The sequence below is a fragment of the Petroclostridium xylanilyticum genome (genome assembly GCF_002252565.1).
GTDB classification, from domain to species: Bacteria; Bacillota; Clostridia; order SK-Y3; family SK-Y3; genus Petroclostridium; species Petroclostridium xylanilyticum.
This window is the reverse complement of the sequence record NZ_NPML01000019.1, coordinates 303230-327007: the sequence shown is the minus strand read 5'-3', so window position 1 is coordinate 327007 and position 23778 is coordinate 303230. Positions and strand designations below refer to the sequence as shown.

The 23778-nt window shown below is 36.0% G+C and carries 25 protein-coding genes and 1 riboswitch; of the genes, 24 read left to right on the top strand and 1 reads right to left on the bottom strand.

Features of this window, described 5'->3' with window-relative positions; genetic code table 11:
* The first annotated feature begins 17 nt into the window (after nucleotides 1–17).
* The 14 genes from CIB29_RS13755 to CIB29_RS13690 all read left to right on the top strand — a co-directional run bounded on the left by CIB29_RS13755 (nucleotide 18) and on the right by CIB29_RS13690 (nucleotide 13337).
* Complete coding sequence (locus CIB29_RS13755) at nucleotides 18–767, top strand: SDR family NAD(P)-dependent oxidoreductase (RefSeq protein ID WP_157910306.1); 750 nt, start codon at nucleotides 18–20, stop codon at nucleotides 765–767.
* 17 nt (nucleotides 768–784) lie between these two features.
* A complete protein-coding gene (locus tag CIB29_RS13750; RefSeq protein ID WP_198543889.1) occupies nucleotides 785–1570 on the top strand; it encodes a 3-oxoacyl-ACP reductase family protein in 786 nt (261 codons plus the stop codon).
* A gap of 60 nt (nucleotides 1571–1630) precedes the next feature.
* Entirely contained in the window at nucleotides 1631–2308 is a 678-nt protein-coding gene (locus CIB29_RS13745) for a HesA/MoeB/ThiF family protein (RefSeq protein WP_094551123.1), read from the top strand.
* Between the two features lie 275 nt (nucleotides 2309–2583).
* On the top strand, nucleotides 2584–3075 hold the full coding sequence (locus CIB29_RS13740; protein WP_094550596.1) for a MogA/MoaB family molybdenum cofactor biosynthesis protein: 492 nt from the start codon (nucleotides 2584–2586) through the stop codon (nucleotides 3073–3075).
* A gap of 17 nt (nucleotides 3076–3092) precedes the next feature.
* Nucleotides 3093–3212: riboswitch (molybdenum cofactor riboswitch) on the top strand.
* Nucleotides 3213–3340: 128 nt separating this feature from the next.
* Nucleotides 3341–4237: an ABC transporter substrate-binding protein gene (locus CIB29_RS13735; RefSeq protein ID WP_198543888.1), complete on the top strand. Its 897-nt coding sequence runs from the start codon at nucleotides 3341–3343 to the stop codon at nucleotides 4235–4237.
* A 66-nt stretch (nucleotides 4238–4303) separates the two neighbouring features.
* A complete protein-coding gene (locus CIB29_RS13730; RefSeq protein ID WP_094550594.1) occupies nucleotides 4304–4999 on the top strand; it encodes an ABC transporter permease in 696 nt (231 codons plus the stop codon).
* A 44-nt stretch (nucleotides 5000–5043) separates the two neighbouring features.
* On the top strand, nucleotides 5044–6324 hold the full coding sequence (locus CIB29_RS13725; RefSeq protein WP_094550592.1) for a radical SAM protein: 1281 nt from the start codon (nucleotides 5044–5046) through the stop codon (nucleotides 6322–6324).
* A 69-nt stretch (nucleotides 6325–6393) separates the two neighbouring features.
* Nucleotides 6394–7059, top strand: coding sequence for an ABC transporter ATP-binding protein (locus CIB29_RS13720; RefSeq protein WP_094550590.1), 666 nt, complete (start codon nucleotides 6394–6396; stop codon nucleotides 7057–7059).
* Complete coding sequence (locus CIB29_RS13715) at nucleotides 7028–8254, top strand: molybdopterin molybdotransferase MoeA (protein ID WP_094550588.1); 1227 nt, start codon at nucleotides 7028–7030, stop codon at nucleotides 8252–8254. The genes CIB29_RS13720 and CIB29_RS13715 overlap by 32 nt, the downstream gene beginning before the upstream one ends.
* A 12-nt stretch (nucleotides 8255–8266) precedes the next feature.
* A complete protein-coding gene (locus CIB29_RS13710; protein ID WP_094550586.1) occupies nucleotides 8267–10171 on the top strand; it encodes a molybdopterin biosynthesis protein in 1905 nt (634 codons plus the stop codon).
* Complete coding sequence (moaA, locus tag CIB29_RS13705) at nucleotides 10171–11127, top strand: GTP 3',8-cyclase MoaA (RefSeq protein ID WP_094550584.1); 957 nt, start codon at nucleotides 10171–10173, stop codon at nucleotides 11125–11127. The genes CIB29_RS13710 and moaA overlap by 1 nt, the downstream gene beginning before the upstream one ends.
* 3 nt (nucleotides 11128–11130) lie before the next feature.
* Entirely contained in the window at nucleotides 11131–11607 is a 477-nt protein-coding gene (gene moaC / locus CIB29_RS13700) for a cyclic pyranopterin monophosphate synthase MoaC (protein WP_094550582.1), read from the top strand.
* On the top strand, nucleotides 11604–12050 hold the full coding sequence (locus CIB29_RS13695; RefSeq protein WP_094550580.1) for an MOSC domain-containing protein: 447 nt from the start codon (nucleotides 11604–11606) through the stop codon (nucleotides 12048–12050). Before moaC ends, CIB29_RS13695 begins: the two co-directional genes overlap by 4 nt.
* Before the next feature lie 366 nt (nucleotides 12051–12416).
* Complete coding sequence (locus CIB29_RS13690; protein ID WP_094550578.1) at nucleotides 12417–13337, top strand: AEC family transporter; 921 nt, start codon at nucleotides 12417–12419, stop codon at nucleotides 13335–13337.
* Between the two features lie 256 nt (nucleotides 13338–13593).
* Here the strand turns inward: CIB29_RS13690 and CIB29_RS13685 are convergent, their stop codons facing one another.
* On the bottom strand, nucleotides 13594–14088 hold the full coding sequence (locus tag CIB29_RS13685; RefSeq protein WP_094550576.1) for a hypothetical protein: 495 nt from the start codon (nucleotides 14086–14088) through the stop codon (nucleotides 13594–13596).
* Between the two features lie 239 nt (nucleotides 14089–14327).
* Between CIB29_RS13685 and CIB29_RS13680 the strand changes: the two genes are divergently transcribed.
* The 10 genes from CIB29_RS13680 to CIB29_RS13635 all read left to right on the top strand — a co-directional run bounded on the left by CIB29_RS13680 (nucleotide 14328) and on the right by CIB29_RS13635 (nucleotide 23692).
* Nucleotides 14328–14984 carry a 4Fe-4S binding protein gene (locus tag CIB29_RS13680; protein WP_094550574.1) on the top strand — a complete coding sequence of 219 codons (657 nt, stop codon included), beginning with the start codon at nucleotides 14328–14330 and terminating at the stop codon, nucleotides 14982–14984.
* A 140-nt stretch (nucleotides 14985–15124) separates the two neighbouring features.
* Nucleotides 15125–16426 (top strand): PocR ligand-binding domain-containing protein, encoded by a 1302-nt coding sequence (locus CIB29_RS13675; protein ID WP_094550572.1) that lies wholly within the window; start codon nucleotides 15125–15127, stop codon nucleotides 16424–16426.
* A gap of 172 nt (nucleotides 16427–16598) precedes the next feature.
* Nucleotides 16599–17321, top strand: a complete 723-nt coding sequence (gene cbiM, locus CIB29_RS13670; protein WP_094550570.1) for a cobalt transporter CbiM — start codon at nucleotides 16599–16601, stop codon at nucleotides 17319–17321.
* Nucleotides 17318–17650, top strand: coding sequence for a PDGLE domain-containing protein (locus CIB29_RS13665; protein ID WP_094550568.1), 333 nt, complete (start codon nucleotides 17318–17320; stop codon nucleotides 17648–17650). The genes cbiM and CIB29_RS13665 overlap by 4 nt, the downstream gene beginning before the upstream one ends.
* The gene (cbiQ, locus tag CIB29_RS13660; RefSeq protein ID WP_094550566.1) at nucleotides 17643–18587 is read left to right on the top strand and encodes a cobalt ECF transporter T component CbiQ; all 945 of its coding nucleotides are present in this window, start codon (nucleotides 17643–17645) and stop codon (nucleotides 18585–18587) included. Before CIB29_RS13665 ends, cbiQ begins: the two co-directional genes overlap by 8 nt.
* A gap of 107 nt (nucleotides 18588–18694) precedes the next feature.
* Nucleotides 18695–19486 carry an energy-coupling factor ABC transporter ATP-binding protein gene (locus CIB29_RS13655; protein WP_094551119.1) on the top strand — a complete coding sequence of 264 codons (792 nt, stop codon included), beginning with the start codon at nucleotides 18695–18697 and terminating at the stop codon, nucleotides 19484–19486.
* 94 nt (nucleotides 19487–19580) lie between these two features.
* The gene (locus CIB29_RS13650) at nucleotides 19581–20789 is read left to right on the top strand and encodes an ROK family protein (protein WP_094550564.1); all 1209 of its coding nucleotides are present in this window, start codon (nucleotides 19581–19583) and stop codon (nucleotides 20787–20789) included.
* An 11-nt stretch (nucleotides 20790–20800) separates the two neighbouring features.
* A complete protein-coding gene (locus tag CIB29_RS13645; RefSeq protein ID WP_094550562.1) occupies nucleotides 20801–21394 on the top strand; it encodes a chromate transporter in 594 nt (197 codons plus the stop codon).
* Complete coding sequence (locus CIB29_RS13640; RefSeq protein ID WP_094550560.1) at nucleotides 21391–21978, top strand: chromate transporter; 588 nt, start codon at nucleotides 21391–21393, stop codon at nucleotides 21976–21978. The genes CIB29_RS13645 and CIB29_RS13640 overlap by 4 nt, the downstream gene beginning before the upstream one ends.
* A gap of 601 nt (nucleotides 21979–22579) precedes the next feature.
* The gene (locus tag CIB29_RS13635; protein WP_094550558.1) at nucleotides 22580–23692 is read left to right on the top strand and encodes an ABC transporter ATP-binding protein; all 1113 of its coding nucleotides are present in this window, start codon (nucleotides 22580–22582) and stop codon (nucleotides 23690–23692) included.
* The last annotated feature ends 86 nt before the right edge of the window (nucleotides 23693–23778 follow it).

The window sequence follows — 23778 nt, the reverse complement described above, 5'->3', positions numbered from 1 at the left end:
GTAAGGAGTTGAGAGATGTGTTTGATTTAAAAGGGGATATTGCCATAGTTACAGGTGGGTCCAAAGGTATAGGCAAAGCTATTGTCTGTGCTCTTGCATCAGCAGGTGCAACCGTGATTATAGCAGATATAGATGAAAGCAGCGGTCAACAGATTTGCGATGAGTTATCTGCTAACGGGCTTCAGGCTGAGATGGCAAAAACGGATATAACAGATAGTAAAAGTGTAGAAGCTCTTATGGATTATACCGTTAAGAAATATGGGAAGATTGATATCTTGGTTAATAACGCAGGGATACTGGGGGATGCTTCAATTACAGAAATCAGCGATGAGGACTGGGACAGACTAATGGCTGTAAACCTGACGGGCGCATTTTACTGCTGTAGGGCTGCAGTACGTCATATGCTGGGGAAAAGGAAGGGTAAAATTATTAATATTGCTTCAACTGGAGGCAAGCAAGGCTTCCCGCTGGCAGGAGTGCATTATTGTGCCTCCAAAGGAGCAATCATGGCATTAACGCGCCAATTGGCCTTACAGGTATCTCCTCAAGGAATTCATGTAAATGCGGTAGCACCTGGAACAACAGAAACAGAAATGATAAAAAACAGAAGTGAAGAAAAGAAAAAATTTATTATCAGCAGAATTCCCATGGGCCGTATGGGTAGACCGGAAGATACTGCAGCTGCTGTAGTGTTCCTTGCTTCCAAAGCAGGTGATTACATTACTGGTGAGACAATCGATGTAAATGGCGGACTGTATATGGACTAGGAGGGGGAAAAAGAAAAGTGGATTATATAAATTATTTTAAAGACATGCATACTCCTTTTTTAGAAGGTAAGGTGGCTATTATTACAGGCGCTTCTCGAGGAATAGGAAGAGAAGCCGCAGAATTAATGGCCGAATTAGGGGCGAAGGTAGTTATAAGTTATGCAAGGAATGATGAACTGGCGAAAGAACTATATGACATAGTGACCCAAAAAGGGCAGCAAGCGTTATTATTTAAAGGCGACTTAGCCCAATATGAGGAAGCTAAGCAGCTTATTGAAAAAACAATCGGAAAGTTTGGGAAGATTGATATATTGATCAATAATGCAGGCATTACCGACCCTAGATTCTTTCTTGAGCTATCGGAAGAAGACTGGGATAGAATGATGGATACCAATTTAAAAAGTATATATAACTGCTGCAAGCATGTAGTGCCCTACATGATGAAACAGGGCTATGGAAAGATCATAAATATGTCTTCTGTAGTAGCAAAAAGTGGTTCTATTGGAGCCGGTGCACATTATTGCGCAGCAAAGGCCGGTGTAATCGGCTTTACAAAGGCATTAGCCAATCAATTGGCTCCCCATGGCATTACTGTTAATTCTATAGCACCTGCCATGATAGATACCGAGATGATAAGATGGAGGACTCCGGAACAGATGAAGGAGCATGTAGAGTTGATACCTTTAAAAAGAATAGGTTTATGCAGTGAAGTAACACAAGCAATAGCCTTTTTATCCTCAAAATTTGCTGATTTTATCACCGGGTACTGTATGGACATAAATGGTGGATTATATATGGATTAAAAAGTGTGAAAAGCTAGTTGGCGTATAACCTATATTTTAAAGGATGAGGAAAGATTGATTATGGAGCGATACAGCAGAAATATTGGTACTTTATCTCCGGAAGAAAATGACAAAGTTCAAAACAGTAAGGTGTGCGTAATAGGATGTGGCGGTTTAGGCGGATATGTAGTAGAAATGTTAGGAAGAATAGGGGTCAGTTCTATTACAGCAGTTGATAAGGATGTATTCGAATTATCTAATCTTAATCGCCAGCTATTATCAAATGAAATAAATATAGGTAAAGAAAAAGTTTTTATTGCTCAGGAAAGAATGAGGATTGTAAATTCTTCGGTACAGGTTGCTCCTATTTATGGAAATTTTACCAAAGAAAATGGTAAAGAAATCATTTCAGGGCATGATGTGATTGTGGATTGCTTGGACAATGTTCAAACAAGATTAATCCTTCAAGAACTGTCAGAAGAGTCATCAATACCTTTCGTCCATGGTGCTATTGGCGGGTGGTATGGACAGGCAACTACTATTTTCCCCGGAGATAGGACATTAAACAAAATATATAGAAATATACCGATGGAAAAGTCAAAAGAAAAAATAGGAACCCCTACCTTTGGTCCGCCACTCATTGCATCAATTCAAGTAAGCGAAGTGATTAAGATACTAACTGGACGAGGGGAGTTATTGAGAAAAAAACTTTTATTTATTAATGTGTTAGAGAATGAATATAATGTTATACACTTATAATTACATAATGTTGGAGTATATTGTAACGCAAATTCCCATTATGGGGCAAATTCCCATAATGGGAATTTGAATTTTTGTTACCACATGGGCACGTTTAATCATTAATTACCATAATGGGAACTTATAATTCATTGATTTTAGGAAAAGGCTTAATTATCAAGGCTTCAATTTTGGCATCGATTTTGCAGTATATTATTAATGTAAAAAAAGAACGATTGCAATTGTTCTTTTTACAAACATACAGGTAGTATGGATACTCTTTAGGAGGTTTATAGATGTTTTCTGTTGGAATAATTACAGCAAGTGACAAAGGCGCTCAAGGACAAAGGGTCGATGAAAGCGGCAAAGTAATTCAAGATATTTTAAGTGAGAAAGGCTACATTGTAATAAGATATGTGGTATTGCCGGATGATTACGAACAATTAAGCAGAGAGATGATCTATATGGCTGACACTCTAAAGGCTAACCTGATCCTTACAACCGGGGGAACAGGATTTAGTGAAAGGGATATAACACCTGAAGCTACAAAGAGTGTAATTGAGCGTGAGGTACCGGGTGTTGCAGAAGCAATACGTGCTTACAGCCTTGCTTTTACCCCCAGAGCAATGCTTTCCAGAGGCGTATGCGGCATTCGTGGGAAAACAGTGATATTAAACCTTCCGGGAAGTCCAAAAGCGGTAAAAGAGTCGTTGGAGTATGTAATGGATAGTATACAACATGGTTTGGAAATATTGCTTGGAAAAACTGCCGAGTGTGCAAGACAATGATTTAGGGTTTAATTGAATAAGCTCAAAATATCCGAGCTGCCATTCTAAAGTGTTGGTACCATGAATGGTATGCCAATGGGTAAAAAGAGAAATCTTTTTGCCTCCCTTATTTGGAAAGGATTATTTTGACTCTTCGTTTTCATATAGTATCAATGATAAGAACAATAGTTTTTATTAAATGCTGTATGTGAATAAACTTGTCAAAATACAATCCTTCAGGGTTGTTTTTTTTTATATAAAAATAGAATTTGAGAGGAGTCCATCTATGAAGAGAACGTGCGCAATAATAACAATGATTCTTATTATAACTATATTTGCAGGATGTTCTGTTGCAGCTACCAAGGAGTCACCTGCTCCTGTGAATGAAACACCTGCTGCTGGCAATGAAACGGGAAAAGAAAGTCAGCAGCCATCTAGTATTATTTTAGCCACTACTACAAGCACAAGGGACAGCGGGCTTTTGGATTACCTGCTGCCTGCATTTGAAAAAGATACAAATATACAAGTAAAAGTAATAGCGGTAGGAACAGGAAAGGCACTTCAAATGGGGAAAGATGGAGAAGCAGACGTGCTTTTGGTTCATGCAAAATCTTCAGAAGAGCAATTTGTGAAGGAAGGTCATGGCCTTGAAAGATTTGATGTAATGTACAATGACTTTGTGTTGGTAGGACCCAAGGATGATCCTCTAAAACTGAAGGAAAAGTGCCCAAACAATATTGTTGAGAGTTTTAAATTGATCAATCAAAACCAATACAAATTTATATCAAGAGGAGACCAATCAGGGACGCATCAAAATGAACTCTCGCATTGGAAAGCATCAGGTATTGAGCCTAAAGGTGACTTTTACGTATCAGCTGGCAGCGGAATGGGAGAAGTTTTGAAGATGGCAGATGATGTGAATGCTTATACTTTAACTGACAGAGCTACTTATTTGAGCATGAAAGGCACATTAGACCTTGAAATTGTAGTGGAAAAGGATGGTAGACTGTTCAACCAATATGGAGTGATTGCGGTAAATCCGGAAAAGAATAAAAATATAAACCGTGAAGGTGCTGAGCAATTTGTAAATTGGATTCTTTCAGAAAAAGCACAGAAAATGATTGGTGAATTCGGCAAAGATAAGTTTGGTGAACCGTTATTTACGCCGAATGCCAAGAAGTAAGGAAACATCATAACGGTGAGAAAAGAAATATTAAAAATTTTTTTAGATTAGAGAGGGGGAGAGAAGATGGATTATATAGCAGAAGGGATAGTGCATGCTTTAAAATTGATATTTTCATTTGATATGGAACTTTATAAAATCGTTTTGCTGTCTTTAATTGTATCTTCTCTCTCTACTATTATTTCTTCAGTGATATCTATCCCTTTAGCAGTTTGGCTAGGTCTTAAGCATTTTAAAGGGGAGAGATTGTTTGCGAGGATTCTGCACACATTGATGAGTACACCCTCGGTGCTTGTGGGACTGGTGGTGTCTATTGCACTTTCAAGAAGAGGGCCTTTAGGTTTTCTAAAGCTGTTATATACTCCTATAGCGATGATTATAGCGCAGACCATACTTGTTACCCCTCTTACATTGGGATTAACATATAACCTAGTTAGAAACAGGGGAAAAGAGATTGAAAAATTAGGAATTACTTTGGGTGCTAGTCCGGTTCAAGTGATAGTGCTGGTTATTAAAGAGTTAGAGTTGGATTTATTTATAAATATAGTAGCAGCTTTTTCCAGAGCGATTTCTGAAGTAGGAGCAGTAATGATGGTGGGAGGTAACATAAAAGGGCACACAAGAGTAATAACGACGTCCATTGCTATGTGGAACTCTATGGGCAATTATACAATGGCGATAGCGCTCGGGTTGATACTTTTATTGATTTCTTTATTAATAAATAGTACGATTTATTCCTTTAGGGAAACGGAAATAAGATAGCTTACTTTATTGCCAACAATATTATCGAGGGGGAATTTAACTAAATGACTACTAAAAAGACAAATAATGATATAAATTTAGGTGAGGATTTTTATAATATTACGATAACCAAAGAGGGCTTTCTTACAATACCAAAAGCAGTTCTTAAGAAACTAGGTTTAACTAATGCATCAAAAGCAAAGCTGATTTTAAGAGAAGATAGGGTTGAGTTGTTAGCAAATATACATAGTCTTGCAAAAGTATATATTGAACCTACATCCAAATGTAATCTGGCTTGTAAAACATGTATAAGAAATAATTGGGATGAGCCAATGGGAGAAATGGATATTAAAATATTTGATAGATTGGTTGAACAGTTAAAAGATTTTGAAGATATACAATCCGTAATGTTTGGCGGTTTCGGAGAACCCACTTATCATAAGGATATATTGTATATGATTGGCAGGATCAAATCTTTAGGCTTGAAAGTAGCGATGGTGACAAATGGAACATTATTAGATGAAAAGTTTATTAATGGGCTAATAGAAAATAGATTGGATACTTTATGGGTATCTTTCGATGGTGTAAATGTAGATAATTTTGAAGATGTAAGAAAGGGGGCGAATTTTAATCAAATTGTTAATAGCCTAAGATATCTAGAAAAAGCTAATAAAGGAAGTTCTCACAAGATTGAGGTAGGAATTGCCTTTGTCGTTACGAAAGGAAACGTTAACGATTTAAAAAAAATACCTCATTTAGCTTGGCGTGTTGGAGCAAAAAAGATCTCAGTCAGCAATGTTTTACCTTATGATAAAAGCATGAGAGAACAAATGTTGTATGAAGATATAGTCAGTATTGACCCAATGGTTTATGCCTCTGTAGAACCAATGATTAATATTCCAAGAATACCAATCAATAATATTACACAAGAAGCACTATGTTCTTTGTTTAAGTTTAATCATAACATCTCTTTATTGAATCATAGGTTAAATATTAGTACTCAGACCTGCAAGTTTATTAAAGAGCGGTGTACCTTTATAAGATGGGATGGTAAAGTTGTCCCGTGTATGGGGCTGCTTCATTCGTATACAACCTACATACATGATTTTGAGAGATGTATAGACGCATATATTCTAGGAGATATCACTGCAATAAGTTTAAAAGATATTTGGAATTCAGAAGAATATTTAAGTTTTAGAGAAAAAGTAGATGCGTTTGACTTTTCGCCATGTCATAGCTGTGGAGGATGTGATAATCTTCAATCAAACAAGAAAGATTGTTTTGGCAATACTTTTCCTGTTTGTGGTGCTTGTCTCTGGGCACATGGATTTATACAATGCCCATAAAGAGAATAAGATAAACGTTAAAACTATTTACTTTGATATGTTATTTTCATAATAAAATGAGGGAGAAAATTGCAGATATCGATTCGTAATTTAAAAAAATTTTATAACGATAAACTGATTTTAGATATTGAACATTTAAATTTTCCAAATGGGAAAATAACAGGTTTGGTTGGTCCAAACGGAGCAGGTAAAAGCACTCTTTTAAACATTATTAGTGGACTGGATCAGAGGTATTCCGGTAGCGTAAGATATGATAATAAAAATCTGGATGAAGATGTGTTGAAAAAAATGACGTTGGTCTTTCAAAAATCATATCTACTTAGAAGAAGTGTATATGAAAATATCGAATATCCTTTAAAAATTAGAGGCATTCCCAAGTCTCAGCGGGAAAAAGAAGTAGAAGATATTTTAAAAAAACTGGGGATTGCAGAATTAAGGAATAAAAAAGCACATTTATTATCCGGTGGTGAAAGCCAAAAAGTGGCATTCGCAAGAGCATTGATCTTTAAACCGCAGATATTGCTTTTGGATGAACCTGCTTCGAACATAGATTCAGATACAGTGGAGGACTTTGAACGCCAAATCATAAACTTTAACAGAGAAATAGGGGCTACCGTTGTTATGATTACCCACAATACTAGACAGGCTAAACGAATTTGTGATAAAGTTATATATTTGAAAAACGGGAGGGTAGATAGACCAAATGAGATTTTTAAAAGTGCTTTCGGTGAATGAGGTAAAAGAAAGGTTAGCTGCAGTGTTTGCAAGCTTTACCTTATCTATAGAAAGCGTAGATATTATAGATTCATTCGATAGGATTTTAGCTCAAGATATTATATCGCCTGTTGCAGTTCCCCAATTTAACAGATCTACAGTAGACGGATACGCAATTCAAAGTTCTGACAGCCATGGAACAAGTGATTTTATGCCGAGTTTCTTAAAAGTAGTCGGAACGGTATCAATGGGTGAAAAAACGGCTCTTCAAGTATCGGCAGGGGAGGCTGTATATGTGCCTACGGGAGGAATGATTCCAGAAGGGGCGGATAGTGTAGTCATGATAGAACATATTGAAAAATTAGATGAAGATACCATCGCTATCTATAAACCCGTATGTGTAGGAGAAAATATCATTTATGCAGGTGATGATATAAAAAATGGTCAGTTTGTGTTAGAAAAGGGAAAAAAGCTTACTCCTCAAGATATAGGTGTGCTGGCAGCAATAGGAATTCCAAAAGTAAATGTTTATGCAAAGCCAAGAGTTTATATTGTTTCTACCGGAGATGAGATTATTGATTTAGATGAAGAGTTAACTCCAGGGAAAATTCGAGATATTAATGGATACGTGTTAAGCATGCTGGTTAAAAAAATGGGCGGTGAAGTTGTAAATAAGGTTATTGTAAACGATGATTTTGAATTGTTAAAAAGAGAAGTTAAAAAAGGAATGGACACTTCCGATATTATTATAATTTCAGGTGGCAGTTCAGTGGGAACAAGAGATTTTACGTATGACGTTATAAATTCTTTTGAAGGAAAAGGAGTTTTCGTTCACGGTGTATCCATAAAGCCAGGTAAACCAACTATCATTGGTGAGATAGAGGGAAAAGCAGTATTTGGCCTTCCAGGACATCCGGTCTCTGCTATGATAGTGTTTAAAGCTTTTGTAGAATACTTTATCAAGTCAATAATGAAGGCTAAAGAAAACCTAAACATGACAAAAGCTATACTTGATTTTAATGTGCATTCTTCACCAGGGAAAGAAACATATCAAGTTGTCAATTTACAAGAAAGAGATGGAAAGCTTTATGCGGTACCAAGCTTTGGCAAGTCGGGTTTGATTACTCTTCTTTCAAAAGCTTCTGGATATATTATTATTCAAGATCATATAGAAGGATTAAATAAAGGGGAGGAAGTAGATGTTTATTTTCTTTAGGGGGATGAAAGAGTGAATAGAGACGGGGCCAATGTATATATATCCAATAGAGATGAAGAACAAGTTAAAAAAGATTATTTTGAAGTAATAGGAGAAAAAGATATCAGTTCAGAAACAATTAATGTTATTGATTCTATTGAACGGGTAACCTTTGAGGCTGTTTATGCAAGATGTTCTGACCCGAGCTACAATGCAGCTGCGATGGATGGTATTGCAGTAAGAGCAGAGTGTACCTATGGAATAACAGAAATGAACCCCAAAATTCTGGAAGAGGGAAAAGATTTTCAATACGTCAATACAGGTAATGTGATTCGTGAACCTTATAATTCTGTCATCATGATTGAGGATGTCATCAAAATGGATGATGGAAAAGTAAAAATCATTACTCCTGCATATCCTTGGCAGCATATAAGGCCTATTGGTGAAAATATTGTCGCTGGGGAAATGATTATTCCGTCAAAGCATAAAATTAGACCTTTAGATATTGGAGCACTCATTTCAGGAGGAATCGAAAAAATAAAGGTTTATAAAAAACCTCGTATAGGAATTATCCCTACAGGTTCTGAATTGGTGGAAAGTTTTGATGCATTAGAAGAAGGAAAAATTATAGAATCAAATTCCAGGGTTTTTGCTGCCCTGGTTTCCCAATACGGAGGGAAACCAAACAGATATCCTCCTTGTGAAGATGATTATGAAGTTCTAAAAAACGCAATTATTCAAGGTGTACAAGAAAATGAAATATTAATTGTGAATGCAGGTTCCTCGGCAGGAACCAGAGATTATACTGCAAAGGTCATTGCAGAGCTGGGACAGGTTGTTGCACATGGAATAGCAATCAAGCCAGGCAAGCCAACTATTCTGGGACTAATAGATAAAAAACCGGTGATAGGTATCCCTGGATACCCTGTGTCGGCATATTTAGTTTTTGAAGCATTTGTTAAACCCTTACTACTGAAATATACAGGGCAAAAACATGATATGCAAGAAACAGTTTCTGCAACCATTTCGAAAAGGTTAGTTTCTTCTTTGAAGAATAAGGAGTTAGTGCGAGTTACGTTAGGCTACGTAGAAGGGAGACTTATTGCAACGCCTTTAGTACGGGGAGCCGGGGCGACAATGAGTCTGGTAAAAGCAGATGGCATATTTGAAATATCGAGGCAAAGTGAAGGAGTAGAAGCAGGACAAGAGATTCAGGTAAAACTGTTAAAGCCGCTGGAAAGCATAAAAGGTACTCTAGTCTCCATAGGAAGTCATGACTTGATTATGGATATTATCGCAGATCAGATGAAGCTTTCATTTGGACATGTAGGAAGCATAGGCGGTATCATGGCAATGAAAAGAAAGGAATGTCATATCTCTCCAATACACTTACTTGATGAAAGTACAGGTGAATATAATATCAGTTATATTAAAAAATACTTTCCAGACCGGAAGATGGCATTGATCAAAGGTGTAAAACGGCTGCAAGGTTTTATAGTTCAAAAAGGAAATCCAGACAATGTCAAGAATTTTGAAGATTTAATCAGGGAGGACATCTGCTTCGTTAATAGGCAGAGAGGTGCAGGTACAAGAATACTTTTAGATTATCATTGTAAAAGATTGGGTATCAATACGAATGACATAAAGGGTTATAAAAGAGAAATGGCAACACATATGGCGGTGGCGGTAAGTGTAAAAACAGGGTCAGCCAATGTGGGAATGGGGGTTTACTCGGCTGCAAAAGCTTTAGACTTGGATTTTATCCCTATTGCCTATGAAAGTTATGATTTTTTAGTCCCTCATGAATACTTAGATGATCCAAAGATTCAAGAGTTTATATCAATTTTGAAATCGGATGATTTTAGAAACAAAGTACTGGATTTAGGCGGCTATGAATTGGAAGACACGGGAGAAACTCAGAGAGTGGGTGAAGAGTGATGGAAGACTGCCATGGAAGGACCATAAATTATTTAAGATTATCAGTCACAGATCTGTGTAATCTGAGGTGTCGGTATTGTATGCCTGCTCAAGGAGTTTATAAGAAAAGTCATAAAGATATTCTTAAGTTAGAAGAAATAGAGTTGCTCGCACAGGAATTTGTAGCTTTAGGCATAGATAAAATTAGAATTACCGGGGGAGAACCTTTAGTCAGGAAAGGAATTTTAACATTAATTGAGAAAGTTGCAAGCATTGACGGATTAAAGGATTTCTCCATGACAACCAATGGAACTTTATTGAAAAAATTTGCAAAAGACCTAAAAGCTGCAGGCTTAAAAAGGCTGAATGTAAGCCTTGATACCTTGAATGATGAAAAATATTCTTATATAACAAGGGGTGGCAGCTTAAAACATGTATTGGAAGGAATAGAAGAAGCACAGAAAGCAGGTCTTAACCCTATTAAAATGAATGTAGTTGTCATTAAGAATTTCAATGAAGATGAAATTGACAATTTTATAAACTTGACAAGATATATAAATATGGATATCAGATTTATTGAATTAATGTCTATTGGTGAGGCGGCGAGATGGTCAAATAATAGATTTTTATCAAATACAAAAATATTAGACAAAAGAAAAGAGTTGATAAAAATGGCCAAGGAAGACCCTGCGTCACCGGCAGATTATTATAAACTACCAGATGGTATAGGACGTATAGGACTTATAAGTCCTATATCCTGCAAGTTCTGCCAAAGTTGCAACCGCATCCGATTAACTGCTGATGGAAGGTTGAAGCACTGTCTTCATTCTGATGATGAAATAAATTTGAAGGAATTATTGCCAAATAGAAAACTGGTTAGAGAAGTTATATCAAATTCAATTTTGCAGAAACCTTTCTCACATCACTTGGAAGAAGGAAAGTATATTATACGAAACATGGTGCAGATTGGGGGATAAGGGATGAATTTTACTCATTTTAACGAAAGTGGAAGGGCTCATATGATAGAAGTCAGTGATAAGGATGATACAAAAAGAATTGCCATAGCCCGGGGGCACATAAAAATGAAAAAAGAAACGGTTCAAAAAATACGTGAAGGTCTGATTAAAAAAGGAGATGTCCTTTCAGTTGCACAGGTTGGAGGAATTATGGCATCAAAGAAGACCAGTGATTTAATACCTATGTGTCATAATATACTATTGACAGGCTCTGATATTAGATTTTCTATCGCAGAAGATGAAATTCAAATTGAATCGGAAGTCAAAACTGTTGGGAAAACAGGGGTAGAGATGGAAGCATTGGTTGCTGTCGCGGCAACAGCGCTAACAATTTATGATATGTGTAAGGCGATTGATAAAGATATGATAATAGGGGATATATATTTAGTTAAAAAAACCGGCGGGAAGTCAGGAGAATATATAAAGGAGGAAGAACGATGATTTTAAAAGGAAAAGTGAGGTCTGTCAATATTAGTGAAAAAAAAGGAGTTATAAAAGAACCGATAGAGGTTGGAATATTCAAAGAAGACTATGGATTAATAGGTGATGCGCATGCTGGCAAAGGTCACCGGCAGGTAAGCCTGCTTGCAGTTGAAAGCATTGAAAAAATGAAGCAAATGGGAGCAAAAGGCTTATGCAACGGTAAATTTGCTGAAAACATTACTACTGAAGGAATTCAACTGCATAAAATACCTGTAGGTACTAGACTGCGCATAGGAGAAACGGTTCAGGAAGTAACCCAAATTGGCAAGGAATGCCATAACGGCTGCGCAATAAAACAACAGGTTGGACAGTGTGTTATGCCTAGGGAAGGAATTTTTACAAAGGTTTTAAAAGGTGGAAAGATAAAAGAAGGTGATTTAATAGAAGTAATGGAGTGCTAGGAGCATTTTTATTTAATTATCATACAATTTGATTGAAAAAGTTCTATCCTCTTATTAAGTTTTATATTATAATGTTAGTATGTGCTAAAGGTTATTCCATAAAGTATTAGATTTTTGATTTTACGAGTTTACAAATGGAGTGGGAAAATACACCATACACTTCGGTCTTGCGGCGGTTTTAGAAATGTCAAGGCAGAATCAACGCATATATGTTAATATATGTAATAAATTAATAAAAATTTTTGGAAACATTGAAGGAAATATATGAAGAATATTGGGGGTATGAGGTAAAGCTCAGACCTCATAACATAGGCCTCGGAAGCCTTATGAGTTTTCGAGAGCATTATTTTATTAACGGGAGGACCAATGAATTATATCAGTGTTATATCAGAGATATTTATTTTAATGTTGTATATTCTCATAGGATATATTGTAAGAAAAAGAAATATACTTACGGATAATGGGATTAAAGATATTAGCCAACTGGTTGTAAATATTGCATGGCCATTATTAGTGTTAGACTCCATGAATATACAGTATAAAGATGAGCATGCAGTGAATATTGGTATTATTGCAGTTGCAACGTTTGTGTTTATGCTATTTACTTCAATTGTTAGTAAGTATATTATAAAATTTATTCATGGAGAGGATAAACAAAATAAATCAATGAGATACTGTTTGATATTTGGTAATGCGGCCTTTTTAGGATATCCTTTATGTAATGCATTGTTTGGTCGTACAGGAATGCTTTATGCGTCCATTTATATAGCTGTTCAAAATCTATTTACCTGGACCATAGGAGTAAATATATACAAACAAGAAAAAATTAGTATTTCTACTTTAAAAAACTTAATTAACCCAGGGATCACTGCTATCACGGTTGGTTTAATTATGTTCTTTTTTAGTATTCGACCGCCTGTTATTGTACAAAAGGTAATAGAAGGAATCGGAGATATTGCTATTCCTTTGGCACTTATGGTGATAGGTGCTAATTTATATGGATTTCGTATAAAAGAAATCATTACGGAGAAGAAAACACAAGTTGTTGCAATCACAAAAGTTTTAATTTTTCCCTTGCTGTTTTTAGTTTTTTTATATTTTATACCAATGAATCCTATGCTAAAGTCTATTCTTACCATAGAAGCAGCAGCGCCAGTTCAGGCCTCGGCGGCAGTGCTTGCAAAAAACTATAAAGGTGACCCTGTAATAGCCTCAAAAAGTGTTTTCTTATCAACGATTTATTGTCTGATTACGATACCGGTATTTTTATTTCTTATTAATCTGTAGTATTTCGAACATTGTCTACCAGACATTACATAAAAGTGCTTATGTGCCATTCTTGCTAAGAAGATTAAAAATAATCTGGGATTATTTATAAAAGGTTATTCAATAGAAAAAGATAGGTGGGTTTCACCTATCTTTTTTATGTTCCTGTATGAAGGGCAACACACGAGGAAAGGTCCACTGTCATTTATTCAATTTCTGGTTTGCAATTTTATCTACATGTGCCACAATTTTTGGATCGATGATTATGGAATTAATTTTATTTAACTGCTTTAAGCATTGCAATATCGGCCATGTTTTTGCCAGATACGACTTGAAGTATGGATATCTCTTTTGAAAGATTATCTAATTGTGTTTTAATTTCCAAATGATTATTGGCATTTTTAGCTTCGAGGTCGATAATCTGTTCTTTGATAGTACGTACATCAGATTTAATTTCCTTAATATCATTTTCCATGGTATCAAAACGCTGTTCCATCTTATCAAAGCGCAGACCCATCCCGTCAAGACGTTGTTCCATCTTATCAAGGCGCAGATCCATCCCGTCAAGACGTTGTTCCATCTTATCAAAGCGCAGACCCATCCCGTCAAGACGTTGTTCCATCTTATCAAGGCGTAGGTCCGTTCCGTCAAGCCGTTGTTCTACCCTGTCAAGGCGTTGATCCAAACTATCAAGACGTTGATTGGTTGACAGTTGCGCAATTTTTAGGCCCTTTAATTCATCAAGAATCTGTCGTAAAATTTCATTTTCCATAATTATCATCCTCCGGCTGACGCAGATTTGTATTATGCTGACTAAATTATATTCTAAAATCTGCGAAGTATCAAGATGTTTAAAGGAAAATGCATCAATTATGATAAAGTAAAAATAGTAGAAATAAATATAGCAAGTTCCAGTATAAAAAATAATTTATCTGTTTGACAAATTCCTTGCATTTGCATATAATAAAAACATACCCACTGGGGGTATATTTGGTGAAGGAGGTATGTTCGATGAAAAAGTTAAACAAAATTATCCACAAATGGTCATGGTTATTACTTATTACTTATTGTATTGTAGGTTTGATTTATCCCGTTGTTGGGGTGATTGCCTTGGTATGTATGCTTGCACCCGTCGGAATGGCGTTCTTTAAAGGAAGAATGTGGTGTGGCAACTATTGTCCAAGAGGAAGCTTTAACGATATTATATTATCGAAACTGAGCCGAAAAAAAGGTATACCAAAACTGTTTACAAGTATATGGTTTAGAACTATATTTCTAATTATACTTATGAGTACTTTTGCTCTCCAGCTTATATTTGCATGGGGGAACGCAGGAGCCATTGGCATTGTGTTTGTACGAATGATTATTATTACTACACTCTTGACCATTATATTAGGTATTACATTTAACCAACGAACATGGTGTGCTTTCTGCCCTATGGGAACGATGGCTCATTATGTATCCAAGTTGAATCCTGTTAAGTCAAGAATCAAACATGTTACATTTGATGAAGCGAAATGTGTAAACTGCAAAATATGTACTAAGCATTGTCCAATTGGCATAGATGTTCTAGATCATAAGAAACAGGGAAAAGTACTGCATGCGGATTGTTTAAAATGTGAAGTGTGTGTGGAACAATGTCCGAAGAAAGCACTAGAAGTAGCTTGACATTTGACAGTTCATGGCCCACAGATTTAGTCTTTATAAAGGTTGTGAATTATGAACTTATTTTATTATGAGTAGTCCATAGTAGTGTTTTATGATAAAATAGTAAATAGAAATAAACAAATTAAAGAAAGAGTGGGACAATGATGGCAATAAAAGATCAAGAAGATCTTGGATTTGATTTAGATAAAATAAAAAGCTGTGTGCAAGCTTATAGTCATTCCATAGAATTAGAATGCAGCGTTGTAGACATTCATGGTCAAACACTGTATAATACCAGTCCAAACAAAGACGGCTGTAAGTTTTGTAAGAAGGTACAAGGCATATTTGATCAAAATCAAAGCTGCCAGAATGTCCATTTATACGGAAGCTATCAAGCGGAACGTTTTGGGGGGAAATTTATATTCTTTTGCCCTATGGGGCTGATTCACTGGGCATCCCCTATTATTGTAGATGGAGTACTAAGAGGTGCTCTGTTGGGTGGGCCCGTGCTTGCGGCAAAACCAGAAGAATTGCTGTTGGAAGACATCATAAGAAGGAATCACATAGATGAGTCATATGTGAATGAACTGAGACAATATGCTAATGAAATTCCTGTTGTGCAGTCCGATAGAATAAATAGTTTATCAGAACTGCTTTACTTGATTGCTTGTCATGTTTCAGATACTCAGACAACGCAGTATCTTGAAAGGAGAGAATACGAAGAGCAGCAGTCGGATATTTCCGAATATATAAACTATATCAGTACAATGGGGGGAAGCGACAGCGGCTTACAGAACTATCCATTAGAAAAAGAGAAGGAGCTTTTATCCCTTATATCCATAGGAGATAAGGCCGGCTCACAAAAAGTGTTAAATGAGCTGTCTAACCATATATTTGTTTCTGCTGAAGGAAATTTTGAAGTAATAAAAGCCAGAGTATTGGAACTTATTGTTCTACTATCAAGAGCAGCTTTACAGGGTGGTGCTGATGTGGAGCAGATTTTTGGTTTAAACTACAGGTACATGCAACAAATACATCGGTTCCATAAAGTAGAAGAACTTATGCAGTGGCTGTCTAACATCATGATGCGTTTTACCGATTGTGTATTCAATCTAGCCGATGTGAAGCATGTGGATGTAATTTATAAGGCTATCGATTATGTAAAGAAAAATTATATGAAAAAGATTACTCTGGAAGATGTGGCGTCTCATGTGCATCTAAGTGCATCCTACTTCAGCAAAACCTTCAAAGAAGAGATGAAATGCAATTTTAATACCTATCTCAATCAGGTAAGGATTGAGATGAGCAAGAAGTTATTGGCGGATGATTCCATATCCTTGGTGGAGGTATCAGATCTTGTCGGTTTTGAGGATTTAAGTTATTTCTCAAAAGTATTTAAGAAAATAACCGGCATTACCCCGGGGAAATTCCGCGAATCTAAGGGGACAGTTATTCCTTATTGACTTAGCTTTAAATAGATGGTAATATATTCATAAAAGGAAGAGCAATCAAGAAGATTGCAAACAACTAAAGTCTTTAGAATGAATATTTTAATGAAAAATAAAACCACGAAGGTTTAAGCTGTAAGAAGCAGCTTATTCTTTCATGGTTTTTTATGTTTTAGGAGGTATGATTATGCATATTCCTGACGGGTACATAGGTTTGGAAACTGCAATCCCTTTTATAGGGGCAATGATTCCTATCTGGAGAAAAGCATTACAAAAGATAAAAACAACACTAAAAAGAAGACATATACCGGTACTTTCTATCGGAGCTGCTTTTTCCTTCACTATTATGATGTTTAATGTCCCCTTGCCGGGAGGAAGCTCAGGGCATGCCGTAGGTGCTGTTTTATTAGCACTATTGCTAGGGCCGTGGGCGGCCTGCATTGGAGTATCTTTAGCGTTAATCGTTCAGGCACTAATGTTTGGTGACGGCGGTGTATGGGCGATAGGTGCAAACTCTTTCAATATGGCCTTTGCTATGCCGTTTGTGGGATATTATACATATAAATTGATAAGGGGAAATGCACAACCTCTTTCAAAAAAAGCAATTTTTGCTGCAGCAGTTGCAGGATATGTTGGATTAAATATGGCGGCTTTGCTTACCGCAGTAGAGTTTGGAATACAACCGTTACTATTTAAAGCGGCAGACGGCACGCCTCTTTATTGTCCTCATCCTCTATGGGTTTCTGTGCCGGTAATGATGTTTGAACACCTGCTGATTGCCGGTCCCATTGAAGGAGCTGTAACAGGATTGGCATATTTATATGTAGGAAAAACAAATCCTGAACTGCTTGGCATAAAAAGGACAGAGCATATGTACCAACAGATTACAGAGGGAGAGGTTATGTCATGAAAAAATATAAAAATCTTTGGGTTGCACTTGGGATAATGATATTGTTATCTCCCCTGGGGATGCTGGCAACCGGAACGGCATGGGGAGAATGGGGGACAGATGAGCTCCAAGAAATGATAAACTATATACCTAAAGGGCTGGAAAAGCTTTCCCAATCCTGGACCATAGCGCCGCTGCCTGATTACAGCATACCGGCATTAAATGATAGTTTGTTGCAAGGCGCAATAGGATATATCTTATCAGCAATAATAGGTGTACTGCTGGTTGTTGGTGTTATACAAACCCTAGGAAAGGTAGTTGCGGCAGAACAGGAAGGTAGCAATGAATAGGACGGATACAATTCCACAATGGTTGCTAGAGCCGGAGGAGCAATCCGGCTTGCAATTTAATAATCGACATATTAAGAAAAGCAAAAAAAACTTCATAACAAAAACACTTATGCAGCTATCTGATACGGTAAGAAATGAATTTCTTTCAGAAATGTATACTAAAAAAGATGGTTTACTGCAAAAACTGGATCCAAGGATTAAATTGATTACATTTGTTGCCCTGACGGGTTTTACAACGCTAACAAGAAGTGTAAGTGTTTTAATAGTAATATATCTATTTACATTACTTTTAATATTCTTATCGAAACTGCCTTTTCTCAAATTTATAAAAAGAATATGGATATTTATGCCCTTGGTAACAGCCATTATGGTATTACCGGCTATTTTTAACGTTATTGTTCCCGGCAGAGTCTTGCTCATTATACATGAATTTGACAAACCTATAGAATTATTTGGTATTCAATTTCCTCAAACTTTATCTATTACACAGCAAGGAATAATATCCGGGGTGGTGTTGATTTTAAGGGTAAGTATTTCAGTATCGCTGGGACTTATACTTACTGCAACAACTCCCTGGGCCAGGCTTATGAAAAGTTTACGCTTGATCAAAATTCCTGCTATTTTTATTACCATGCTGGATATGGCATACCGATATATTGCCGTCCTTATCAAAATATCCATTGAAATATTTGAAGCACGGAATTTAAGGACCATAGGCAAAATAAGCCATTCCAGCAATAAACAATTTGCTTCTAATTCAATCGGAGTATTATTTACAAAAAGTATGGATTACAGCGAAAATGTATATATGGCGATGGTGTCCCGCGGATTTACAGGACAGGTAGAGACAATTTCACCTTTTAAATTTATGAAACTGGATTTTATTTGGTTGTTTGCTATAATATTATTTATGATTGTATTATATGTATTCAGTTGAATACTTATATAAGGTTAATTTAATTCATTGTACTAATTTGAATTGGAATTATATTTAAATTAGCACAGCACATTGATTTAGAGGAGAGAATTAATTTGTTAGACAATATGCCAGTATTCGATTTATGTAACGTGCAGTATAGCTATTTAGATGGTTTTCCTGTCTTGAAAAACATAAACCTAAAAATCAATAGAGGCGAAAAAATATGTATTCTCGGAGCAAATGGCAGCGGTAAATCCACGCTGCTAAAGATTTTATGCGGGTTAATTTTTCCTATTGTCGGAGATTTTACTGCCTTTGGAGAGAAAATTACAGAAGAAAAATTGGAAAACGATAATTTTTCAAAACAATACCACAAGAAAGTAGGATTTATTTTTCAAGATTCAGATGTCCAGTTATTTTGCGGAAGCGTATGGGATGAAATAGCTTTTGGGCCGCTTCAGCTGGGCTTAAGTAAACAGGAAGTAGTAAAAAGGGTTGAAGATACCATTCATATGTTAAAGATAGATACACTTCGTGATAGGGCACCGTTTAGATTGAGTGGTGGAGAGAAGAAAAAAGTTGCAGTTGCCTCGGTACTTGTTACAAATCCGGAGGTTTTAATATTAGACGAGCCTACTAATGGCTTGGATCCAAAGAGCCAAAGATGGCTTGTAAACCTTCTTATTCAATTAAATAAGGCAGGTAAAACAATTGTTACAAGTACTCATAACTTAGAGTTGGTACAGGAGATTTCCGACCGCGTCATTGTTTTTAGTGAGGACCACCAAATTGTTGCCGATGGACCAACACACCAGGTATTGGATGATAGAGACTTACTAATAAGGGTAAATCTTATTGATGAATATTACCATAAACATGAGGGGGAACATTCCCATTATCATATTCATAATTATTAGGCAAGTATTTTTTTAATAACTTATTGCCAAATTGGTGAAAAGTATTTATAATGAAAGTAGAATAAATAACAAGCTGGAGGAGGCAAGATAAAATATGCAAAATGCCGCAGATGTTTTATGTGGTTTAAATAAAGAAAGTAGGACTGTTTTTAGCCTAATCCAGAAAAAAGGGCCATTAACAAAAAGCGAACTCTTACTTATTACCAAAATGAAATTAACTTCTCTTAATAGATTCATGCAGCCACTTGAAGATAAAAAATTAATAGTTCAGGTAGGTATTGGGGAGTCAACAGGAGGTAGAAAACCTGTAGTATACGATGTAAATCCCCTGCAATACTATGTAATAGGAATAGATATCTCTAGAACTTACACACAAATTGTAATTTCGAATCTAAAAATGGAAATATTAAACCAGCAACAATTCACCATGACTCAATCTTTCGCACCTGAAAAAACTGCAAAAGCAATTTCACATATAATCAAAAATATGTTAGGACAACTATCGATAGACAGATCAATGATTCTTGGAGCAGGGGTGGGCACTATAGGACCTTTGGATAGGAAGAAGGGAATAATTCTTAATCCAAAGAACTTTGCAGCACCAGGTTGGGTTAATGTCCCGATTAAGCAAATTTTAGAACAGGAACTTCAACTTCCGATTGTTATTGATAATGGAGCAAATACAGCCGTATTGGCAGAATCTCTTTTTGGGTGCGGGAAGGATTTTGAAAATATTGCATATTTTAATTGCGGTATAGGAATTAGGACCGGAGCTATCTCGGGGGGAACGATTGTAAGGACCATTAATGATGCAGAAGATGCTTTTGGACATATGGTCATAGATGTAGATGGAGAGCTTTGCAGTTGTGGTAATTATGGGTGTGTTGAAGCCTATTCTTCCATTCTTTCCATTACCAACAAATTTATGTCAGCCATAAAAAAAGGAAGGACTTCGATAATTTCTAAACCCTTAGAAACAATAGGGTATATAGATATATGTAATGCAGCAGAAAAAAAAGATGAGCTGGCAAGAGAAACTATAATAAGTGCAGCTACAATTCTAGGTACAGGGCTGGCAAACTATATTAACCTGTTAAGTCCGGATCTGGTTATCTTAAGTGGACCGTTGGTGAAACATTCTGAATTATTTTATGAAGTATGTACACAAGTAGCCATTAAGAAATACTACTTGAAACAAGAAAACAAGATGGTTTTTAGCAAAGGGGGGGATTTTAAAGATAACGCTATTGCTGTAGGTGCAGCCGCAGCGGTAGTAGAACAAATATTAAATAATACATTGTAGGGGGTAATTGTATGGAGGGAAAATCCAGTTTTAAATTGTTTATTGAAATTTTTAGTACTTTCTTTAAGATCGGTTGTTTCACTTTCGGTGGAGGATATGCCATGATTCCTTTAATCGAAAAAGAAGTTATAGATAAAAAACAATGGGTAAAGGCGAAAGAAATTATAGATATTTTTGCTGTTTCCCAATCTATACCAGGAGCCATTGCAATCAATTCGGCAACATTTATTGGTTATAAAATTGCGGGGAGAAAAGGTGCTTATGCAGCTACAATAGGGGTTGTATTACCTTCCTTTATAACTATAACGCTTATTGCAGCTTTCTTTGTCAAGTTTCAGGAAAATGCAGTTGTTAAGGCTGCCTTCATGGGTATTCGGCCTGCAGTTGCAGCACTTATCTTGATGGCTGTTGTAAAGGTAGGCAAGACGTCTGTCAAAGATAGAATAGGTTTTAGCGTTACTGTTTTAACGGTTATACTGGTTATTATGCTAAATGTACATGCGATATGTGCAATTATTGGCGGAGCGGTACTTGGCTTAATAATTTATAAGCTGTTTCCAGATAAGGCAAGGCAAATTATTGAGAAAGAAGGCGCTGGCAAATGATTTATTTTAAGTTGTTGGTCACTTTTATAAAAATAGGGTTGTTTAGTTTTGGCGGTGGATATGGGATGATTCCGCTTATTCAAAAGGAAATAGAGATGAATGGGTGGTTGAGTCCGTCTGAATTTGTGGACATCATTGCAATTTCAGAAATGACTCCTGGACCTATTGCAGTAAATTCTGCTACCTTTGTAGGATATAAAACAGCCGGTTTTTTAGGAGGAATGGCAGCAACTATAGGTGTAGCCATCCCATCATTAGCACTTATTTTAATTGTTTCAAATTATTTTTTTAAGTTTCAAAAGCATCCGCTAAATACATTAATTTTCTATGGAATAAGACCGGTTATTGTAGGCCTTATTGTAACTGCAGCGATTTTTGTTTCTGAAACAGCAATATTTAAACGTGAGTTTTCTGTCGAAGTTTTTAGCAGCATGATTAATAGTCCTTTTCAAGTCATTAATATAGGGAGTATAGTTATACTAGCTTTAACCTTAGTAGCTCTCACTAAATTTAAGCTCCATCCAATTCTTACTATTGTCGGATCAGGACTTATGGGTATAGTTCTATTTTATATATATGGTTAACAGTTCACAGTTCATAGTTCACAGTTAACTGTAATAAACGATTTAATAGCTTTTACTGAGAACAGTGAACCGTGAACTTATTTACTTTATCTGCCATGTAAAATCATTATCAGTAAATATATATATTAGATCATGCATAATGAATCATAAAATGTTGTTCTGTTTTTTATTTAATGAATCGAACTTATGTAAACAAAAGGAGTAGAATAACGAGGGCTTGTTTATGCAATGTTACTAAAATGAAATTTTCAATTTTGTGTAAATAACATCTAACATCCGGTATGCCGATATGCTATATTAAGAATATAAGAAATGCATACTTTTCCCTGAATAAACTTAATATCTTAAAAGAGGTAGAAAAGTATGAAATCAAAAGGGCTTTTCATATGTAAAAAGAAAATCTGAAGCCGTTTTGATGAATAGCGTCCGCACACTCGTGACTTCAGTAGAGTTAAGGACTCGAACTAGGGTAGGGACTACCCGAAGTTAAGCCTTTGGAGACTGCAAAGCAGTCGATGAATTAGGAATCCTGCGGCTTTAGTTGTGGGAGGTTCAATATAGAAAGTTAACTTACTTAAATTATTTAGGAGGGGGCACAATAATGGCAAGCTTAAAGCTAAAAAATGTTTACAAAAGGTATGCTGGCGGTGTTACAGCAGTAAGTGACTTCAATCTTGATATCGAAGACAAAGAGTTTTTGATCCTGGTTGGTCCTTCAGGATGCGGTAAGTCAACTACCTTGAGAATGATAGCAGGATTGGAAGAAATCAGTGAAGGTGAACTTTACATTGGTGACAAACTTGTTAACGATGTTGCACCAAAGGATAGAGATATTGCAATGGTTTTCCAGAACTACGCTCTTTATCCTCATATGACAGTTTTTGAAAACATGGCTTTTGGTTTGAAACTCAGAAAAACTCCTAAGGATGAAATTAAGAGAAGAGTTAATGAAGCGGCAAAAATTCTTGATATTGCTCACTTGCTTGACAGAAAGCCAAAGGCATTATCCGGTGGACAGAGACAGAGAGTTGCTTTAGGTCGTGCCATCGTTCGTGAACCAAAAGTATTCTTAATGGACGAACCTCTTTCTAACCTTGATGCTAAACTGAGAGTTCAGATGAGAACCGAGATTAGCAAACTCCATCAGAGACTTCAAACAACATTTATTTACGTTACCCATGACCAAACAGAAGCTATGACAATGGGTACAAGAATCGTTGTTATGAAAGATGGTTTTATCCAACAGGTAGATACGCCACAAACACTTTATGAAAAACCATGTAACATGTTCGTTGCTGGATTTATTGGAAGTCCTCAGATGAACTTTATCAATGTTAAGGTTCAAAAGAAAGAAGATGGTATACATCTTGTATTTGGCAAGAATGATATAAAACTTCCGGAAGGTAAAGCTAAGAAATTAGAAGGTACTGAATATATAGGCAAAGAAGTTGTTATGGGTATCAGACCTGAAAATCTTCATGATGAAGAAGCTTACCTTTCTTCAATGCCTGACAGTATTGTAGAATCCAAGATTGATGTTGTAGAAATGATGGGTGCCGAAACTTTCTTATACATGACTGTTGAAGGTGTAAACTTTACTGCAAGAGTTAATCCAAGAACTAAAGCTAAAGCTGGTGACACAGTTAAGATTGCTTTAGATGTAAATAAAATACATCTGTTTGATAAAGATACAGAAAGAACTATCATCAACTAATGTAAACTTATATAAAAAAAGGAGGAAATGTATCAAATGGATACATTTCCTTCTTTTTTTATTGTATAATTAAGTGTATACTATGT